A 16,271-nucleotide genomic window follows, 5' to 3' on the forward strand; every position below is an offset into this window, starting at 1 on the left:
GTGGTTAATTTGCCTCTCGCTTCATCGACATAGGAAATAAAGTTTTTTCGTCATAGCGTCCTTTGCACTCTGCCATATTCTGTGTGCCCTGCTGACAAACAACATCAGGCATAGTGTAATTTGAACCATCAGTACATTTTGCTTCACCACTGTTATTTAACTGCAACATTTCAGTGTTCATGGCCGCCCTGACTGGAGCTTGACAACGAATTCCATCACCTCGCACTACTTCAACTTGCCCTTTGCCATTATGGATCTGATAAGTCAGCCTCAATGGCTTACCAGTACGGCTATCCTGGATCCCCGCCCCCGCATGCCAACGACCATTGAGAAAATCAATGTTGTTTTGTTGCAAAGCGCTAGCAGGAATTGTCATCTCTTCAGAAGAAGATGTTGGTGTCCCAGATAATGATGAGTTATTGGATAGATCAGTACTGGTTGATGGTATCGATTTACCAGAATCAATTGATTCAGAAACACTTTTTTCCAACAAAGAATCTTTTGCCGATGGCATTCCATCAGCCGCAGAATTTCCTGCTTCCAGCTTAAGGGGGGGATTCAGTAGCTGGGAATTACCCATATTATTGCTATTTATCGTGTCACTACGTTCTAATATACCGCCACTGCTTGTAACACCATGAAATGAAATCACTTCATCTTGATGTGAAGGCGTAGTGTGAGTTGACGATACTATTCCCCAAACAGGCATTTCGGGCATACAACCACGCAATAACAAAAGGGAAAGTAAAATCAGTAACAAAGGTAATAACAACCATAACCAACGACGTAATCGCCGACGTTGTGTACGCTTAGCCATTGACGCAGAGGCAGAAGAAGATAGCGATGCAACAGAAGCTACCGGCTCAATTGCAAGTTTTGATGCATTGCCTGAAGTAATTGGTGATTCTGAAACAATTGCTGATTTAGCAGGCCGCATTGGGCGCAAGCCATCAAGGGTATTGGCGTTTTTCTGCTGCGTTTTTATTTTTCCTAAATTCGCACTCGCTTTTCCTAAAAGCGTTAATATAGGCTTACCATTAACCAAATAAATACAATCCTGAGCTGGAGATTGGATGGTATTATTCAGCAAGCCTGCAAGCTGGCGCATTTCATGTGCTTTTTGCTCAGGCAGTTGCGCACTGAGTTGTTCAACAGCAGATTGATTTTCCTTTAACTGTTGCAGTGCAGACTGACGCTCATCAGCTGTTGCCGCCGCCCAAGGAACAGCCTTACCGGAAAATCCCGCATACCAATCAATACGCTCCCCCTGTCTATTGACCTTTGGAATTGCCAGTGAATCAGCAACCCCAGGAAGCTGATGTGAGCGTAAGCTTTCGCGTAATCTCAATGGAAAAAGGTGAGCTACTTGCCCACTTTCTTCCATGGGCAGAGGGCCTTCGAGTTTATCACTACGTAAAAAAGTCTCCTGATGCGATTGACGTAAACAATCGAGAGGTTTTGGGCGTGCTTGCTGCTTCGCATTCACAAATCCCCAAAAGGTTATTACAGGTTTGCCGTCAACCAAATAGATATGATCTTGGTCGGGAAATTGGATAGTTTTACTCAGTAAGGCACCAAACAAGCGCATTTCATGTGCCTTTTGGTTAACCATTTGCGTACTAAGTTGTTCAATGGCGGCTTGGTTTGCCTCCAGTTGTCGCAATGCAGATTGACGCTCGTCATCTGTTGCCGCCGCCCAAGGAACAACATGACCGGCAAATCCCGCATACCAATCAATACGATCCCCCTGTTCATTGCCCTGTGGAATAGCCAGTGAATTAGCAACCTCAGAGAGCTGGCGTAGACGTAGGGTTTCTCGTAATTGCAGGGCAGAATGGTGAACAGCTTGACCATTCTCTCCCATGGGTAAATAACTTTCGAGTTTGTCACCACGTAAAAAAGTTTCTTTCACAATAAGCCATTCCTTGCTATCAAAAAATACAACACTAATGTATTTATTTCGCTAATTGGGCCAAGAGAGCAAATATACCTTTTCCAAAAAGATAAAATAATGCTACGGAATAATCTGCGCTGCGCATTAAAACGGAAGATGGTTCCCAAGAGTCTATTGTAACTATTACATAATAAGCAGTAAAACCTCGTGCCCTTATTACGCTACCACATCCACTAAAAACAGATAAAAATGCAAAAATACATTAAATTTATTGCATTTTATTTCTACTAATTACAATTGTCAGGGATATATTCTTGTATCGCTTGGTTTATTACTTGGGTAAACTGGCTGGCATTATTAGCGGCAAATACCTTTCCACCTGTTTGTTTAGCAATGCAATTTCCTGCTCCAGTATGCATGATATCCACGACATTGACTTGTAAACGGGGTTTCTGTTTTTTAAGCGCATTAGCCACAGCGCAAGGATCGCCACCGCACGTTTCATCCCCATCGGAAATTAACAAAATGATCGCGTCACGATCCACACCATCTACCAAAGAACCCGCTGTTTCTAATGCCAATGCCAGCGGCGTTTTTCCATACGGTTCAATACGGTCAATCGTTCGTTTTAACGCCAGCCGCTGCCCAGATGTCAATGACGATGAAGTCGAAATACGCTGGCAATCAGAAGCTGCCACAAGGCTAATTGCCATATCGGAAGGCAGTTTATCGATAATTTTCTTGGCAGACTGTTTTGCTACCGTGATACGCCTTGGCTCCCTCTGGACGTTTTCGAACGATAGACCTTGTAGCCAAAGTTGTACTTCACGTGGTGTAACATCTATGCCAAGAAACATGGATTCTGAGGCATCAAAAATCAGCACAACTTCAGGGGCCTGATTTTTACTGCGTTGAGCAGGGCAAAGCTTTTTCACATCCATTGAGGGTAATTTTGCTGTGACGCTCGATTTTACTTTTGACTCCACCTGCTCTGGTTCTACAACAGCAAATGCTTCCAATGGTTCTGGTATTGCCTCCCCTATAGATTCACCAGCGATCGTTTCAACAACAGGTTGCTGTATCGGCAATGTTTCCACAGGAAAATTGGCTGATTTCACTGGAGAAAGCTTCGGCGATATACAACCTCTCAATAACCATAGTAATAATAATGCGAACAGTAATAATAGTAGCCACCACATCCAGCGAAATTTTCGTTTCTGCTCTGGTAAAGGCGCATCAGGAGACATCGTGTTACCCGTTACAATATCTTGATATTGCGAGGCAGGTGAAATAGTTTGCCCCCAGAGGATAACCGGTTGATTATCTATGCTCCAGATATTTTCTTCCGCAGGAAAATGGCTAATTTTCTCCAATAGCGTAAAGATTTCTGTATTTACTTCCCCTTTTTCACTCAATCGTTCACGTAATCGGGCAATAACGGCGAGTTGGCGGGTAATTTGTGCATGAATTTTTTCGCGCCCAATATCTGATAACTGGGAAAAAGGTTGAGGCTGGCCTTGCAAATCACTATACCATTCAATGGCATCATCACTGCTTTTGATCGGCCTGGCAAACAATAAAGAAAAATTTATAGGTAGATGTTGAACCAATACTGACTGCAGCAAATCATAGTGGCGCAATGCATATTCGTACTGCTCATATTTATTGGCTAAACTACGCGTTATTCTTATCATGCATGATACCCATTTGCAGGACTGTATTCCTTTTTATTCCCATAAAAACACTTATTTTCTTAAAAGCACAAAATATTTTTTAATCCTGAACATTACTTTTGCAACAATAGGTTAAGATCATACATAACAATTTCATGTGTTGGTTTGACCTGTCTGATATTAATCAAGTACAAAATAAATAATGTCATTAAGAATGATCCTACAATAATGGCGGCAAGGTTCAATAGCTTCCTGTCAGGGTTTTCAACTCTGGCTAAAGATGGAATTCCTCTGGTGGTTCTCGCGTCATCCATTACGCAAATAATGAAAGTTTGGGTATTAGAACTGAACATCATGAGCAGTTTTGTTGAGTAAGCACAGAAACAGGAGAGGCATTTAACCCCTCCTGTTATTTCTCGTTCTTACCCTATGACAGAGTTGGAGTTAGGTAACAAAAGCGGTTGTTCGGTCTTAGCCGGTTGTGTATTTTGCCGTAAGTGCTCGTAAGCCCCTCCCATATCAGGGAATGAAGCCATAGCTTCGCTCAACTTCACCAGACTTGGGCTTTCTATCGCTGAAACAGTAGTGACGGCATGAGCGGCAATATTGGGTTGCCTGCTGGCCCAGGATAAATCCATCAACATATCTCCTTGCTTACTCATGTTCTCGACTAGATAAGCCACATTAATCGCCGACGAAGTTCCCTCCAAATTAATATGCAAATGTTGATGAGATTTGGCCTGATTACCAAATACCTGACGCACCACCAATGCTGTTCCTGTGCCAGAGTCGGTCAACATCAAGTCATCATCATGTCGGTTCACAAGAACACTTTTCAGATTGGCTATCGGTAAGATCAGACGATCTAAAGACTGCCTCGGATCGTTATTGTCGATGATCACTGTACGGTAGTGAGCCCACATCTCCTTACTGAAACGATAGGTATCGTGATTGGCTCCACCATACAGCACCAGACTATCGACACCATCGATGATCGGCAGCATTAGATTATCACTGGCTTCGCCTCCTTGAAGTAATAAGGATGACTGGATTCGCTCCATTCCAATGGATTTATTGAGTATTTTTACCCCACTGCTATCGCTCTGGTATAACTCCTGCGTCACCTGGTTATACACATATGCCGCCTTATTTTTGGCATTGATTCCCAGAAAACGCAGATTGCCTGAGACGGGAATGCCATTACCTGAAAAAACCTGACCGCTGCCAATATCAAACCAGTCTTGAGTATTGTTATTTTGCAAGGTCAGTACCCCTTTGGCGTGCCATTGGGCAGCAAGTTCAGTGAGTGCCTGTGATAAATTAGCCGCATTGTTCTGGTGCCAATCTTTATCAACGCCAACTAACCGCAATTCTCCCGTATTGGTTCGTATCAGGATCTCACCCTTGGCTGTGATCAGACGTATTCCCGTGTCAACCTGTTGTGCTGCCTTAAGAGACAAATCAGGTGTCAATTCACTGGCAACGGGAAGTTGTGCCGAAGCATTAAGTACAAGGTCAGAACCAAAGGCAGTAGCCAATGCATTCGTGGTCATAGCAGGTTGGCGATATAATTTACCACTTTCAGGTGCAAAGAGCCGCGCAGAGGTGCCATCAGCTTCGAATCCCAAGAATTGCAGCGGCTTATCCTGTAGTGTTGCTGAAGCCACGACCACTTGTCCATTGTGGTACCACACGGGCAACACGCTTTTGCCATCGGTGCCCTTGACGCCAAATACCGCCAGAGTGGTTCCCCCATTTGTGACACTCGCCAGATCCTGCCACCAGTGGGTACGCCCCTTGAGCCAATGCTCGTTAACTGCTTCGTAGTTAAGCTGCCCCAATGCATCAAGTTGCGCTACGCGCCCATCCTCAGTGATGGCAAGCAGGCTACCATTCAGGTTGACTACATTGGCTAACGGTGGTGTGTTGATACGCAAGGCAGTGGGTTGATTAGCGTCAAGAACAGCCTGGCCAGGACCTTCCTGACGGAACAAAGCATTCTGCTCTTTACTGTAGAAGAAGAACACTTCCGTACCAACGGGGCGGGAAATGCTTCCCGCCAGTACAAGATCAGCTGGGATCTGCCAGGCACTGCGGATCTGTTCGTCCTCGTTAAAGTGTAAGGTCTGTTCCTTCGGGGGTGCCAGATTCGGTTTAATCAGTGTTCCATCGCTACGTATCCAGTAGCGATGTGCCACACCTGCCGCATCCGTCCCGAATAGAGTGACCAGCTCGGCACTGGTCGGTTGGATAAGCCGCGCACCCAGTGTATACACCGAAGTCTCACGTTGCGTGCTATTGCTCTCGTAACCTCGCAGTACAGTCTTAAGTGCATCACCGTGCCGATCTCTGTTTGCCGAAAGCTGGAGTAACTCATCATCACCCACCGCACTAACTAACTCCATGCGGTCACCGGTGATCCGGTAGCTCAATTCAGCTTCTCTCTCCTTCAACTGATAACGGCGCGCCAGATAGACCGCATCACCTTCTTGCCATAACCGACTAATCTTGCCTGCATTCTGGTTGAACCATGGCTCAAACTGTGCGTTAACTTGTCCAGTGGCAATGTCCACCCGCCACGCTACGGCGTTATCGGCATCGTAGAAATAAGCATGGTCACCCACCACCGCTCCCAGTTGAGCATGTTTCGCTTGGTCGTGGGGAGTATCGGTGAATAACATCCGCTTCCTGGAGACATCATAGAAAGCCCGGCCAACATCATGCCCGTTGTGATTGTAGTTCTCCACTACCACATACTGCCCGTGTAACTGATGCGCCTCGGCCAGAGCATTGAGGTGTTGCTCAATTTGCTGGCCGGGCACTTGCCATTTGCTCGCATCTTCGCTTATCACCTGCGTTGTCAGATTGGAAAAATCGACTTCTCTCACTTCATTTTTGCCGTTGACTACCAATATCTGACCGTTCTGAGCGGGATCGAGTTCGACCACAACACCACCAATTACCAATCGGTTCTTCGAGATGCTGATAGTATTACTGGCGAGTTGGCTTCTATCGATGATCCAGCGCGACGGAACAGGGTTACTGCCAGCCACGACGTCACTTATAAGCTTCACGCTGGTGCCTTCATTCAACCCTATCAGGTACTCGCCCCCTGCCCCTTTGATTTCGTAATGCAGATAGCCGTGCAGTTCTTTGGGAAGCTCAGGCACTATCAGTTTCCTGTCGTGTTGATCGAGTACCACTTCGATCGGGGTTGCTACATATTCCTGATGGATCCTGCGGATCGTCGCTTCACCTGGGAAAATGTAGAAATCGTAATCGAAACGTTTATCCTCTTCGAGTCTGCGGATAACATCAAATCCCGTATCGTGGCGTGTAGTTGCTCCAGGAAGTTGCATATATTCGTACCTGATGAATGACTTAGGTGTCCCCGGCAGGATTAATACGCTACTGTCACTGTGCTCGAGTTTATGAGAGACATCCTTGTAGCCGATGCCGCTACGTACCTCTATCGCCTGGCTGCGATCATGAACCATTTTTGGAAAATCGCCGATCCAGAAGAAATAATTGATTTTCCCTGAACCAGTAGGACCTGAATGGGTGCGATAAATGTACTGGCTGTCAAAATCAATCTGATTATTGCGCAGATCCAGAGTCTTAATCACAGCGCCGGCTAATGGTATCAGTACCTTCTTCTCGCTGTCATACCGATAGCCATTATCCTTGTAAGCCTTGTCGAGCATATCGAAGTAACGACCCACTGCTTTCGCATCCTCCGCAACGGCACCAAACGCTTGCGCCAGCGCGGTAAAGCCCACGGCAAGCCCGCCAAGGAGCACTCCTGCGCCACCCAATACAGCTGAGGCCGTTGAAGCACCAAGCAGCCCCGCCCCCACCCCGGCAGTACCCGTAACAAAGCTGGCCGAATCGAATGCGAGCTGAGTTCCGAACACCGCCTTTTGTGTATCCGTTTCGGCATGGGCGAGTTCATAGGCATCCAACCCAACCAAAGCTCCACCAAGAAGCACACCTATGCCTTCATTAGCGGTATGAGCCAGAGTTGAAGAAAACTGATTGAGCGAGGTTTCAGCGACCACCACTTCACCACGTAATGCCGTGCGCACCAACTCGATAACGTTGGTGGCATCGTTCACACCAGCGTGAATCATCTGGGCGTAGTTAAGGTAACTGTGGATTTTGAGTGCGGTGGCCAGATCAGGAGAAACATTCTCATGGGCCGCATCATTGCGATTTTTGTCGGCAAACCATTGGATTAGCGTCTGTACTGCAAATCCAGCATTCAGCCCATCAACCGGAGCTACCTCACCTCCAACGCCATTAAACTGTAACTGGCCGTGTTCAAGGTCAAAATGTTTGCTCAAAGTGAGTATATGTTCATCAACAAAGCGGCGAAATTCGAAAACAGTGGCATCGTTACTGCTCACCAAAAGCGTCTCCTCAAGCTGATCCCGATTGATGAATTGGACACTATAACGGCCTTCCTCCTGTTCCTTAATGCTGCCAATTACTGGCATCCAACGATGATCAAGCTTATGTTCCTGAGCCAGCGCTGTAATGGCCTTATCAAATTTTGCTCCCCACTGTTCGGTATCAAGAGTAACCAATGAGGTGCGTAACTGAGCATCCTCGGCAATTTTCACTTGAGCATTGACGGCTTGCTTGACCCACTGTCGTTGTTCTATCACAGTGGCAAGTTCGTCTGGACGGGTTAAATCGGCAACATCTAAGCCATTTCCTACGGGGACACTTGCCATTTTGACGGGATCAATCTCCACCAGATTGAAGGTAGGTGCAGACTGGCTACCAAACGCACTATAGTGAACAGCCAGGCCACGCTTCACTAAATGTTTTTCCATCGCACGTAAAAAATTAGCTGAATTATCGAATGCAAATATCCCGAAATTTGGATCATAGAAATAGTAACGACGCCCTTTAGCGCCGACAGTGCTCCCCACCATCATGGCATGGTTTTGGGTATTGAGAGCGAACGTCGAAGTTCCAGTCGCTTCCTGCAACAAAGAAACCACCTTAGACAAGGTAACCTTCTCTTCCAGCACTTTTGACGCCTGACTAGCCTCAACATTAGAATGCAGTCTTGCCAGACTATTTTTTAGCAGTGTGGAACTGCCCGCCTGGGGGGAAGCGGCGGCAAAGAAGAGTTTTTCCACCAGACTATTGATACTTGTTTCACCACCATTGGCGAGTGCTACCGCCATAGCTCTGACCAGGGGATAACAGCGGCCACCAGATGCGTCCCCAACCAACGACAGATAGAAATCTTGTGGTATCAGACGACTGAAGCTGCTACCGGCCCGCTGAAAGTCTTCACTGAACACCGCGGTCTGTTTCAATACCTTGTCGATATATTCAGCCCGACTAACTTCGGTAATACGACCGCTCAAAGCTCCTCGTTGTTTAGGGGTAAGCGGGCTGTCAAGAAACAGTTTTTTCATCTCCAGGATTGACATTCCATCATTAAAACCTGGAATAGTGATATCCTGAAAGTTCTGTAATCCATCAGAAAATTCAGTGCTTTTCGGTCCACTTCGCTGGTAAGCTTCGACAATAGCATAACGCTCACCCACGTTATAATCGTGTTCCTGTCCACCTTGAATAGCGGTATCATCAATCCGCACTACTGCATCTGTACCGTTTTTGGACTTGATCTGCTGCCACAACCAGCTTTGTTCTACAGAAAACACTTCGCGCAAAACTGAATCGTATTCCTCCTTATAGTGATCCAGCGTGATATTGATATATCTTATCTTTTCATCAATCAGAGAAATCTCAGAACTGTCTCTGGTTTTTCTTCGCTTTTCATAGAGTGTATTGCGGGTATCCACCAACGGCTGGGTTTCTGCTCCGATCGCAGCCTGAACCTGGTCACGCAACTTAATCCACCCAGCAATTGCCGGATGATGAGGAGAAAACTCTCCTTGTTCATATACACCCTCCGAGATCCCTTCAACTGACACACCAAACTGCTCAGCAGCCTTTTTCAGTTTTTGATGGATCTTCTCACGATAAGTGGCGAATTGGGCCTTGCTACGCTCAGTTGCTTGTCTGTCAGCTTCCTGAATTAATATGGGTTCCTCACCACGACGCAATGTCGGCCAAATATTCTGACCTTCTCGCTGGTATTCCTGACGTTGGAACACCAATTGCCATTTACCCTCAACGTATTGCATGTAGGCCGCGGCGAGACCTTCAGCCGTGTTTGCTACCTGATAATCCTTAAAATCCACTGCCATGACCACGTTATCATATAGCAGCGAACTGTTGACCCGTCCATCGTGATAGACTCGGTAAGTATCAGCATCAAGGCCGGTCACCACCAGTGAACATCCCGACAACGATCCCGTGAACAGAAAACTTCCTGGCATGGGATGCTTAGGAATATCTACATAGGCCGGCAACGTATTAGCCTGATTTGCACCGTTATAGCCAAGGAAATAGGCTGGCACGCTGTTAGCATCACTACCGGCTATCTCATTCGGGCTTCGAGCAGCGTATTCAATCTCGTATAAGCCTGACTTAACTTTCACCAATTTGGCGTTTCCTTCTGTCGGAAGTCGCCCTGCTCTAACCAGAGTCTCGGCACTGATAGTGTTGGATTTTGCAAATAATTCAGGATTGATAGCAAACTGCTGGATATCAGCACTGCCCTGACGGGATACCGCCTGAGCGGGCGCAAGCAGTGATGGGTAGCTGTTATTGGGCATGAACACTTCTCCTTATAAAAAAAATCCTACTGATGCTCTTTACGGGGTTACTTTTTCTTTCATCTGCAAGGCCCACAGCCGGGCATAGAGTCCGCCCAAGGCAAGCAATTGCTCGTGGCTGCCCTGCTCAACGACTTGCCCCTGATCGAGTACCAAAATTCGATCAGCATGGCGCAAGGTATTGAGGCGATGAGCAACACTGATCACAGTGCGACCTTGAGCAATGTGCTGCAAGTTGGCTATCACCGCCGCTTCCGATTCATAATCCAAGGCACTCGTGGCCTCATCCAGTAGCAGAATACCTGGATTAGTCAGCAAGGCTCTGGCCAGAGCAATACGCTGACGCTGTCCACCAGACAGGAGCACGCCCTTCTCACCCACCTGAGTGTTGTATCCCTGTTGCAGGTGGCGAATAAATTCGTCTGCCCCAGCCAAAGTCGCTACCTGAATCACTTCAGCATCACTGGCTTGCGGCCGACATTGGCGGATGTTTTCTGCCACCGAGCCTGAAAACAGTAAACTCTCTTGTGGTACGACACTCATGTTGCGACGCAGCTCCACCGGATCTGCAATCGCCAGGTCGATCCCATCCACTAATACTTGCCCGTGTTGGGGGATATAAAGGCGCTGTAACAACCGCGTCAGGGTGGATTTGCCCGAACCTGATGGCCCTGTAATACCCACAAATTCACCAGGTCTAATTTCGATATTGAGGTTACGTAATACTTCCTGACCTTCCTCGCTATAGCGAAAACGCACACCTTTGAAGCTCACCCCACCTTGTAATTTGGGGATTGAAGCCAGACCTCCGCTACCGTTTTCTCCCTCTTCATCGAGGATGTCACCGAGCCGGTTCAATGAGATTAACGTGTGTTGAAAGTCCTGCCAGACTTGAGCTAAACGCAGAATGGGTTGGGTAACGTGCTCCGATAGCATATTAAAGGCCACCAGCTCCCCCAGACTGAGTTTTCCCTCCATCACCATAATAGCTCCCCACCACAGTAGCAGGGCGGAGGTCAGTTTCTGGATCAGCCCTATTCCCTGTCCGGCGAGGAGTCCTACCACTTTGGCGCGAAACGAGGAACGAACAAACGCAGATAGCTGCTGCTCCCAACGACGCGCGAAACCCGCCTCAGTAGCACTGGTCTTAATCGTTTCAATGCCGGTCACTGATTCGATCAGGAAAGCAGTGTTGTCAGCCCTTAACTCATATTCCCGCAACACCCTGGCACGCAGCACCGGTCCAACGATCATCCAGAACAGGAAATAGAGCACCAGAGAGCCGAGTACCAGCCATGTTAGCTCAGGGGCATAGAAGAACATCACCGCCACAAACAAGCCGACAAAGGCCAAATCCAGTACCATCGTCAGGGCCGAACCGGTAAGAAACTGTTGTATCTGGCTCATTTCACGCACTCTGGCGATGATTTCTCCCGTCTGACGCTGCCGGAAATAGTCCATTGGCAGAGCGATTAAGTGCTGATAGAGACGACTGGAAAGCTCAGCGTTGACTTTACTGGCAAGGTTAGCGAACAGCCAGGAGCGGAGAAAACTATAAACAGGCTCGCACACGGCCAGAATAAGCATGGCAAATCCGAGCACCTGTAAACTTGACAGACTGCGGCTGACCAGAACCCTATCGATCACATTCTCGAACAACATAGGGGTGACTAAGGCAATCAACTGTAGCATCAAAGACACGAGGAGCACGTTTCTGAACTGGGCAGCATGTTTACGAATGGAAGGCATAAACCAGCCAAAACCGAATTTCTGTCGTTTCGGTTGCTCGGCCGCCTCCGCCAGTAACACAATCCTGCCTTGCCAATGGTCGGCGAGAAGAGTCCGGGGATAATGCTTCTCTTTACCCAAGTTTGGCTGATACAAGACAACAAACTCGCCTTCAACCCTTTCCAATACTAACCATCCCTGTTCTGTATCCAATAAGACAGGCAGGGGAAGGTGTTCGAGACGGCTCATCTCTGTGGTGATATAGCGAGCCCTTAAACCGATCCACTGGGCACAACGGCAAAGATCTTGGTAGTCCGTGCGCCCTTGGGTATGTCCGAGACGGTGACGCAATAACTTCGGCTCCACCGCCACATTGAAATGGCGGGCGGCATAGGCCAGAGCCAAAAGACCACTATCTACAACAGTGGACTCGTCTCCGCCAGATGGCTCTAATAGGGTAGATTCGATAGCTGGCATTAGCGTTCCTTCAATGCTTCGGACTGGTACTGTTGCAACGGACTGATCAGGTAGTCGATTACCCGTCTATCCCCGGTACGGATTTCGGCGGTAACACTCATACCTGCTTGTAATGGGACTTCACTCTCATCCACTGCAATAGAAGTTCGCTCCATTCGAACCCGTGCAGGGAATACCAGCCCCAGTTGCTCATCCTTAACTGCATCCTTAGAGATATGGGCCACCTTGCCCCGTACGGTGCCATAACGGGTATAAGGGAAAGCATCGACCTTAATTTCTACCGACTGACCTGCGTGCACAAATCCCACATCCTTGTTTAAGACCATCACTTCGGCTTCAAACAGAGTATCATCAGGTACGATCACCATCAGTTGTTGAGCCGATTGCACGACGCCCCCCAACGTGTGGATCGCCAATTGCTGCACCACCCCATCAACGGATGCCCGCAGGGTATACGACCGCAACTTTTCGCGAGTTTTAATTAACTGCTGCGCCATGACAGCGATTGCGGTCTGTGCTTCGTTCAACTGGTCATAATATTCGCGGTTGATCTTCGCCAGATAGCGCTCTCGGCTTTCCTGCAATCCTTGATATTGCTCTTCAAGGACAGTCAATTCGGCATGTTGTTGAGAAAGAGAACGTTCTACCTCCAGCCTTTCTTTCTCTTGCCCCAGTAGCTCAACTTTTGATAGCAGATTTTTGGCAGCCAGGATCCGGTGCGCTTCAAGACGTACCTTGATATTGGCTGCAAGATCCGCCAATGCGGAGATATCGGCACGACGAGCGTACTGGTTCGCCTGGTTAACCTTCATTTCGCCATCCAGACTGTTTAGATTGGCAACCACTTCTTTCCAGATACTCGCCAAATGCTCTCTCGCTTGCATAGCCTGTGCTGGTGGCGTACTTTGCGGAACCACGAAATTTTCGATAGGAGCATCGGTCAACAGTGCTTGCAATCTCGCCTGTTCCAACTGTTTGAAGTTAAGCTGCTCCTGCAACTCCTTCAATTCAGCTTCAACGCCTAAAGTGTTGAGTTTGATAAGTACATCTCCCGCTTTTACTCTCTGGCCATCGCGAACTAATATCTCTGCAATTTCACCAGTCTCAAGGGGCTGAATTATCTTCGAATTACTGGATACAAGTAATTTCCCCATAGCATTGGCATGGATATCCAGTCGGCCAACAATTGACCAGATCAAAGCGATTAGCAATAACAGAGTCAGTGCCCCCGCAGTGAGCCTTGCCCAAGGTGCTGGAGGACGTTCAACGATCTCCAGATAGCCTGGCTGAAACTCGTATTCGTCACGGGTACGCTTTAGTGCCTTGGGTGCATAACGTTCCTGACGCCAGGCCAAAAGTGCGGTTTTCAGATGCTTGAACGACATCACACCACCTCCTGCCGCAGTTCCTGTTGCAACTGCCACAGTCTGGCGTAACAACCGCCCTTAGCCAGCAACTGGTGATGGCTGCCCGATTCAGTGATCTGGCCCTGTTCTACCGTGATGATGCGATCACAGTCACGCACGGTCGACAGGCGGTGAGCAATGGTGATAACGGTGCGTCCCTGGGAAATCTCAGCCATGTTGGCCTGGATTAAGGCTTGAGACTCATCATCGAGGGCGCTTGTCGCCTCGTCAAAAATCAAAATCTTGGGATTAGCCATCAGTGCTCGAGCGATAGCAATGCGTTGGCGCTGCCCTCCAGACAGAGAACTACCTGCTTCAGCCAGCACAGTGTCATAACCCAAAGGCAACTGGAGGACAAAATCATGAGCACCTGCTAATTTGGCAGCAGCTATCACGTCCTCCAACGAAGCAGTGGGCTCCTTGAGTGCAATGTTATGGCGCACACTGCGGTTGAACAGGTAATTCTCCTGCAATACGACACCTATCTGGCTGCGCAGGCAGGTAGGATTGAGTTGATGCAGAGGAATGCCATCGATCAAGATCTCTCCTTCATCTGGAGCATAAAGCCTTTGTAGCAGACGGGCCAGAGTGCTTTTCCCTGAGCCGGAAGGACCGACTATTCCCAAAGACTCGCCGGCCTTGATATGCAGTGTGACCCCTTTCAGTACAGGCTCTTGATCGGGTTGATAACGGAACACCAAATTACGCAGCTGTAAATCACCGTTAAGCGGCGTCTGGGGATAAATATCCCCTTGCGCCTGCTCAACAGGCAGATTGAGCATATCGCCAAGTTTGTCAACAGCGACTCTGGTCAGGACAAATTGCTGCCATAGGTCGATCATCTTAGCGATAGGCTGGCTGATGTGTGACACCATCATATTGAACGCGATTAACTGACCAATGGTAAGCTCCAGAGCAATAACCTTGTTCGCTCCTAACCAGATAATCCCGACACTCGTTACCTTCTGTAGCAACATCACCCCGTGGCTGACGAAGCTATTAAGAACCTGAGTACGGAAACTGGCTTCAACCATATTTGCGGTCTGAGACTCCCAACGCCGCTGCATATTAGGTTCCACCGCCAGGCTCTTGATGGTTTCGACACCGCTAACGGATTCGTTCAAAAAAGAAGTATTGCAGGCCGCAGTCTGGAACTGCTGTTCAATCCGTTGTTGCAGCGGTTTTGAACTCAGCCAAGCCAGCAAGAAATAGAGAGGCAATAATGCCAGTACCACGCAAGTCAGAGGCCATGACAGCCAGGCCATGACTCCGAAGAAGACGAAAGTGAAGGCAACATCTACGCATAAGGTCAGCATAGAGCCAGTCAAAAAGTCACGAATACTATCAAGCTCTTGCACCCGAGTGATAATAGAGCCTACCTGACGGTGTTTGAAGTAGAGCAGAGGCAAACCCAGCAAATGCCGGAAGAGTTTAACGCCCAAGGTAATATCGATACGGTTAGCGGTATGCGCGAATAGGTATTCACGTAACCCTCGAAGTATCACTTCGAATACCCCTACCACTATTAGCACTATCACCAGCACATCCAGGGTGGACAATGCCCTGTGTACCAACACCTTATCCATCACTACCTGGAAAAGCAAAGGAGCCACAAGAGCGAGTAGTTGCAGCATCAGGGAGAAAATCAGCACCTCACCAAGGAGGTGACGGTGATGAATAAAGGCAGGAATAAACCAGGAAACATCGAACCTGCGGCAACCCTCCCGCAGCTGGATCACTTCACAACTCCATCTGGCTTCAAGTTCATCAATAGGAAGCACTTCAGGTGAAGCAGAATAAGGAGACTGTATCAGCGCCTGATTAGGAGAGAGGCGTACTAATACAACAAACCCTCCCTGTTTGTCCCGAAAAGCCAAAGGTAGCTGTTTTGGTGTTAGCTTATGGAATTTTAAACGGCATAATGCCATATCAACATTATGTACTTTACCGTATTCTTTTACTGCAAATTTCAGCTTGCTATCAGAGGACAAAGAAGGCGTTTCTTGAGCTTCGCCTTTAATCAACTGCAACAATAATCGACAACAGTTAAGGGCAGAAGACAACGTATCGGCAGATATATTGTCCTTATCAATCGTAGCACCCATCATGTGATTCCATTCTCATGTTATTGGAAAAAACATATTAGTAAGATGGTTAATCCACATTAACTAACAATATCTATATAGCTGTGGAAAAAATTTTTTTCATAGTCAAGATAACTAAAAGGTATGATCACCATTGATGATAATTATCAATACTATAATTATTACCAATATCAATCCAGAAAAATAATTACCTTAAAAATCAATGAATTAATTTAAAATAGCAATATTTGTTATTGGATTGTTTTTTATTTCCGCCTGTTTTGTATCTATATAAGTTGCAATTT

At 47.5% G+C, this 16,271-nt stretch carries 6 protein-coding genes; all 6 read right to left on the reverse strand.

What is annotated here, in order from left to right:
- Window positions 1–4: 4 nt before the first annotated feature.
- The 6 genes from IQ211_RS01970 to IQ211_RS01995 all read right to left on the reverse strand — a co-directional run bounded on the left by IQ211_RS01970 (window position 5) and on the right by IQ211_RS01995 (window position 15,990).
- Window positions 5–1,912, reverse strand: coding sequence for an SrfA family protein (locus IQ211_RS01970; protein WP_189758624.1), 1,908 nt, complete (start codon window positions 1,910–1,912; stop codon window positions 5–7).
- Window positions 1,913–2,181: 269 nt separating this feature from the next.
- Window positions 2,182–3,588 (reverse strand): VWA domain-containing protein, encoded by a 1,407-nt coding sequence (locus tag IQ211_RS01975; RefSeq protein WP_189758623.1) that lies wholly within the window; start codon window positions 3,586–3,588, stop codon window positions 2,182–2,184.
- Window positions 3,589–3,989: 401 nt separating this feature from the next.
- Window positions 3,990–10,271, reverse strand: coding sequence for a TcdA/TcdB pore-forming domain-containing protein (locus tag IQ211_RS01980; RefSeq protein WP_189758622.1), 6,282 nt, complete (start codon window positions 10,269–10,271; stop codon window positions 3,990–3,992).
- A gap of 39 nt (window positions 10,272–10,310) precedes the next feature.
- The gene (locus tag IQ211_RS01985) at window positions 10,311–12,476 is read right to left on the reverse strand and encodes a type I secretion system permease/ATPase (protein WP_189758621.1); all 2,166 of its coding nucleotides are present in this window, start codon (window positions 12,474–12,476) and stop codon (window positions 10,311–10,313) included.
- The gene (locus tag IQ211_RS01990; protein ID WP_189758620.1) at window positions 12,476–13,861 is read right to left on the reverse strand and encodes an HlyD family type I secretion periplasmic adaptor subunit; all 1,386 of its coding nucleotides are present in this window, start codon (window positions 13,859–13,861) and stop codon (window positions 12,476–12,478) included. Before IQ211_RS01990 ends, IQ211_RS01985 begins: the two co-directional genes overlap by 1 nt.
- On the reverse strand, window positions 13,861–15,990 hold the full coding sequence (locus IQ211_RS01995; protein WP_223281595.1) for a type I secretion system permease/ATPase: 2,130 nt from the start codon (window positions 15,988–15,990) through the stop codon (window positions 13,861–13,863). Before IQ211_RS01995 ends, IQ211_RS01990 begins: the two co-directional genes overlap by 1 nt.
- Window positions 15,991–16,271: the final 281 nt, after the last annotated feature.

The sequence above is a fragment of the Xenorhabdus griffiniae genome, from assembly GCF_015163655.1.
In the GTDB taxonomy this organism is placed as follows: domain Bacteria; phylum Pseudomonadota; class Gammaproteobacteria; order Enterobacterales; family Enterobacteriaceae; genus Xenorhabdus; species Xenorhabdus griffiniae.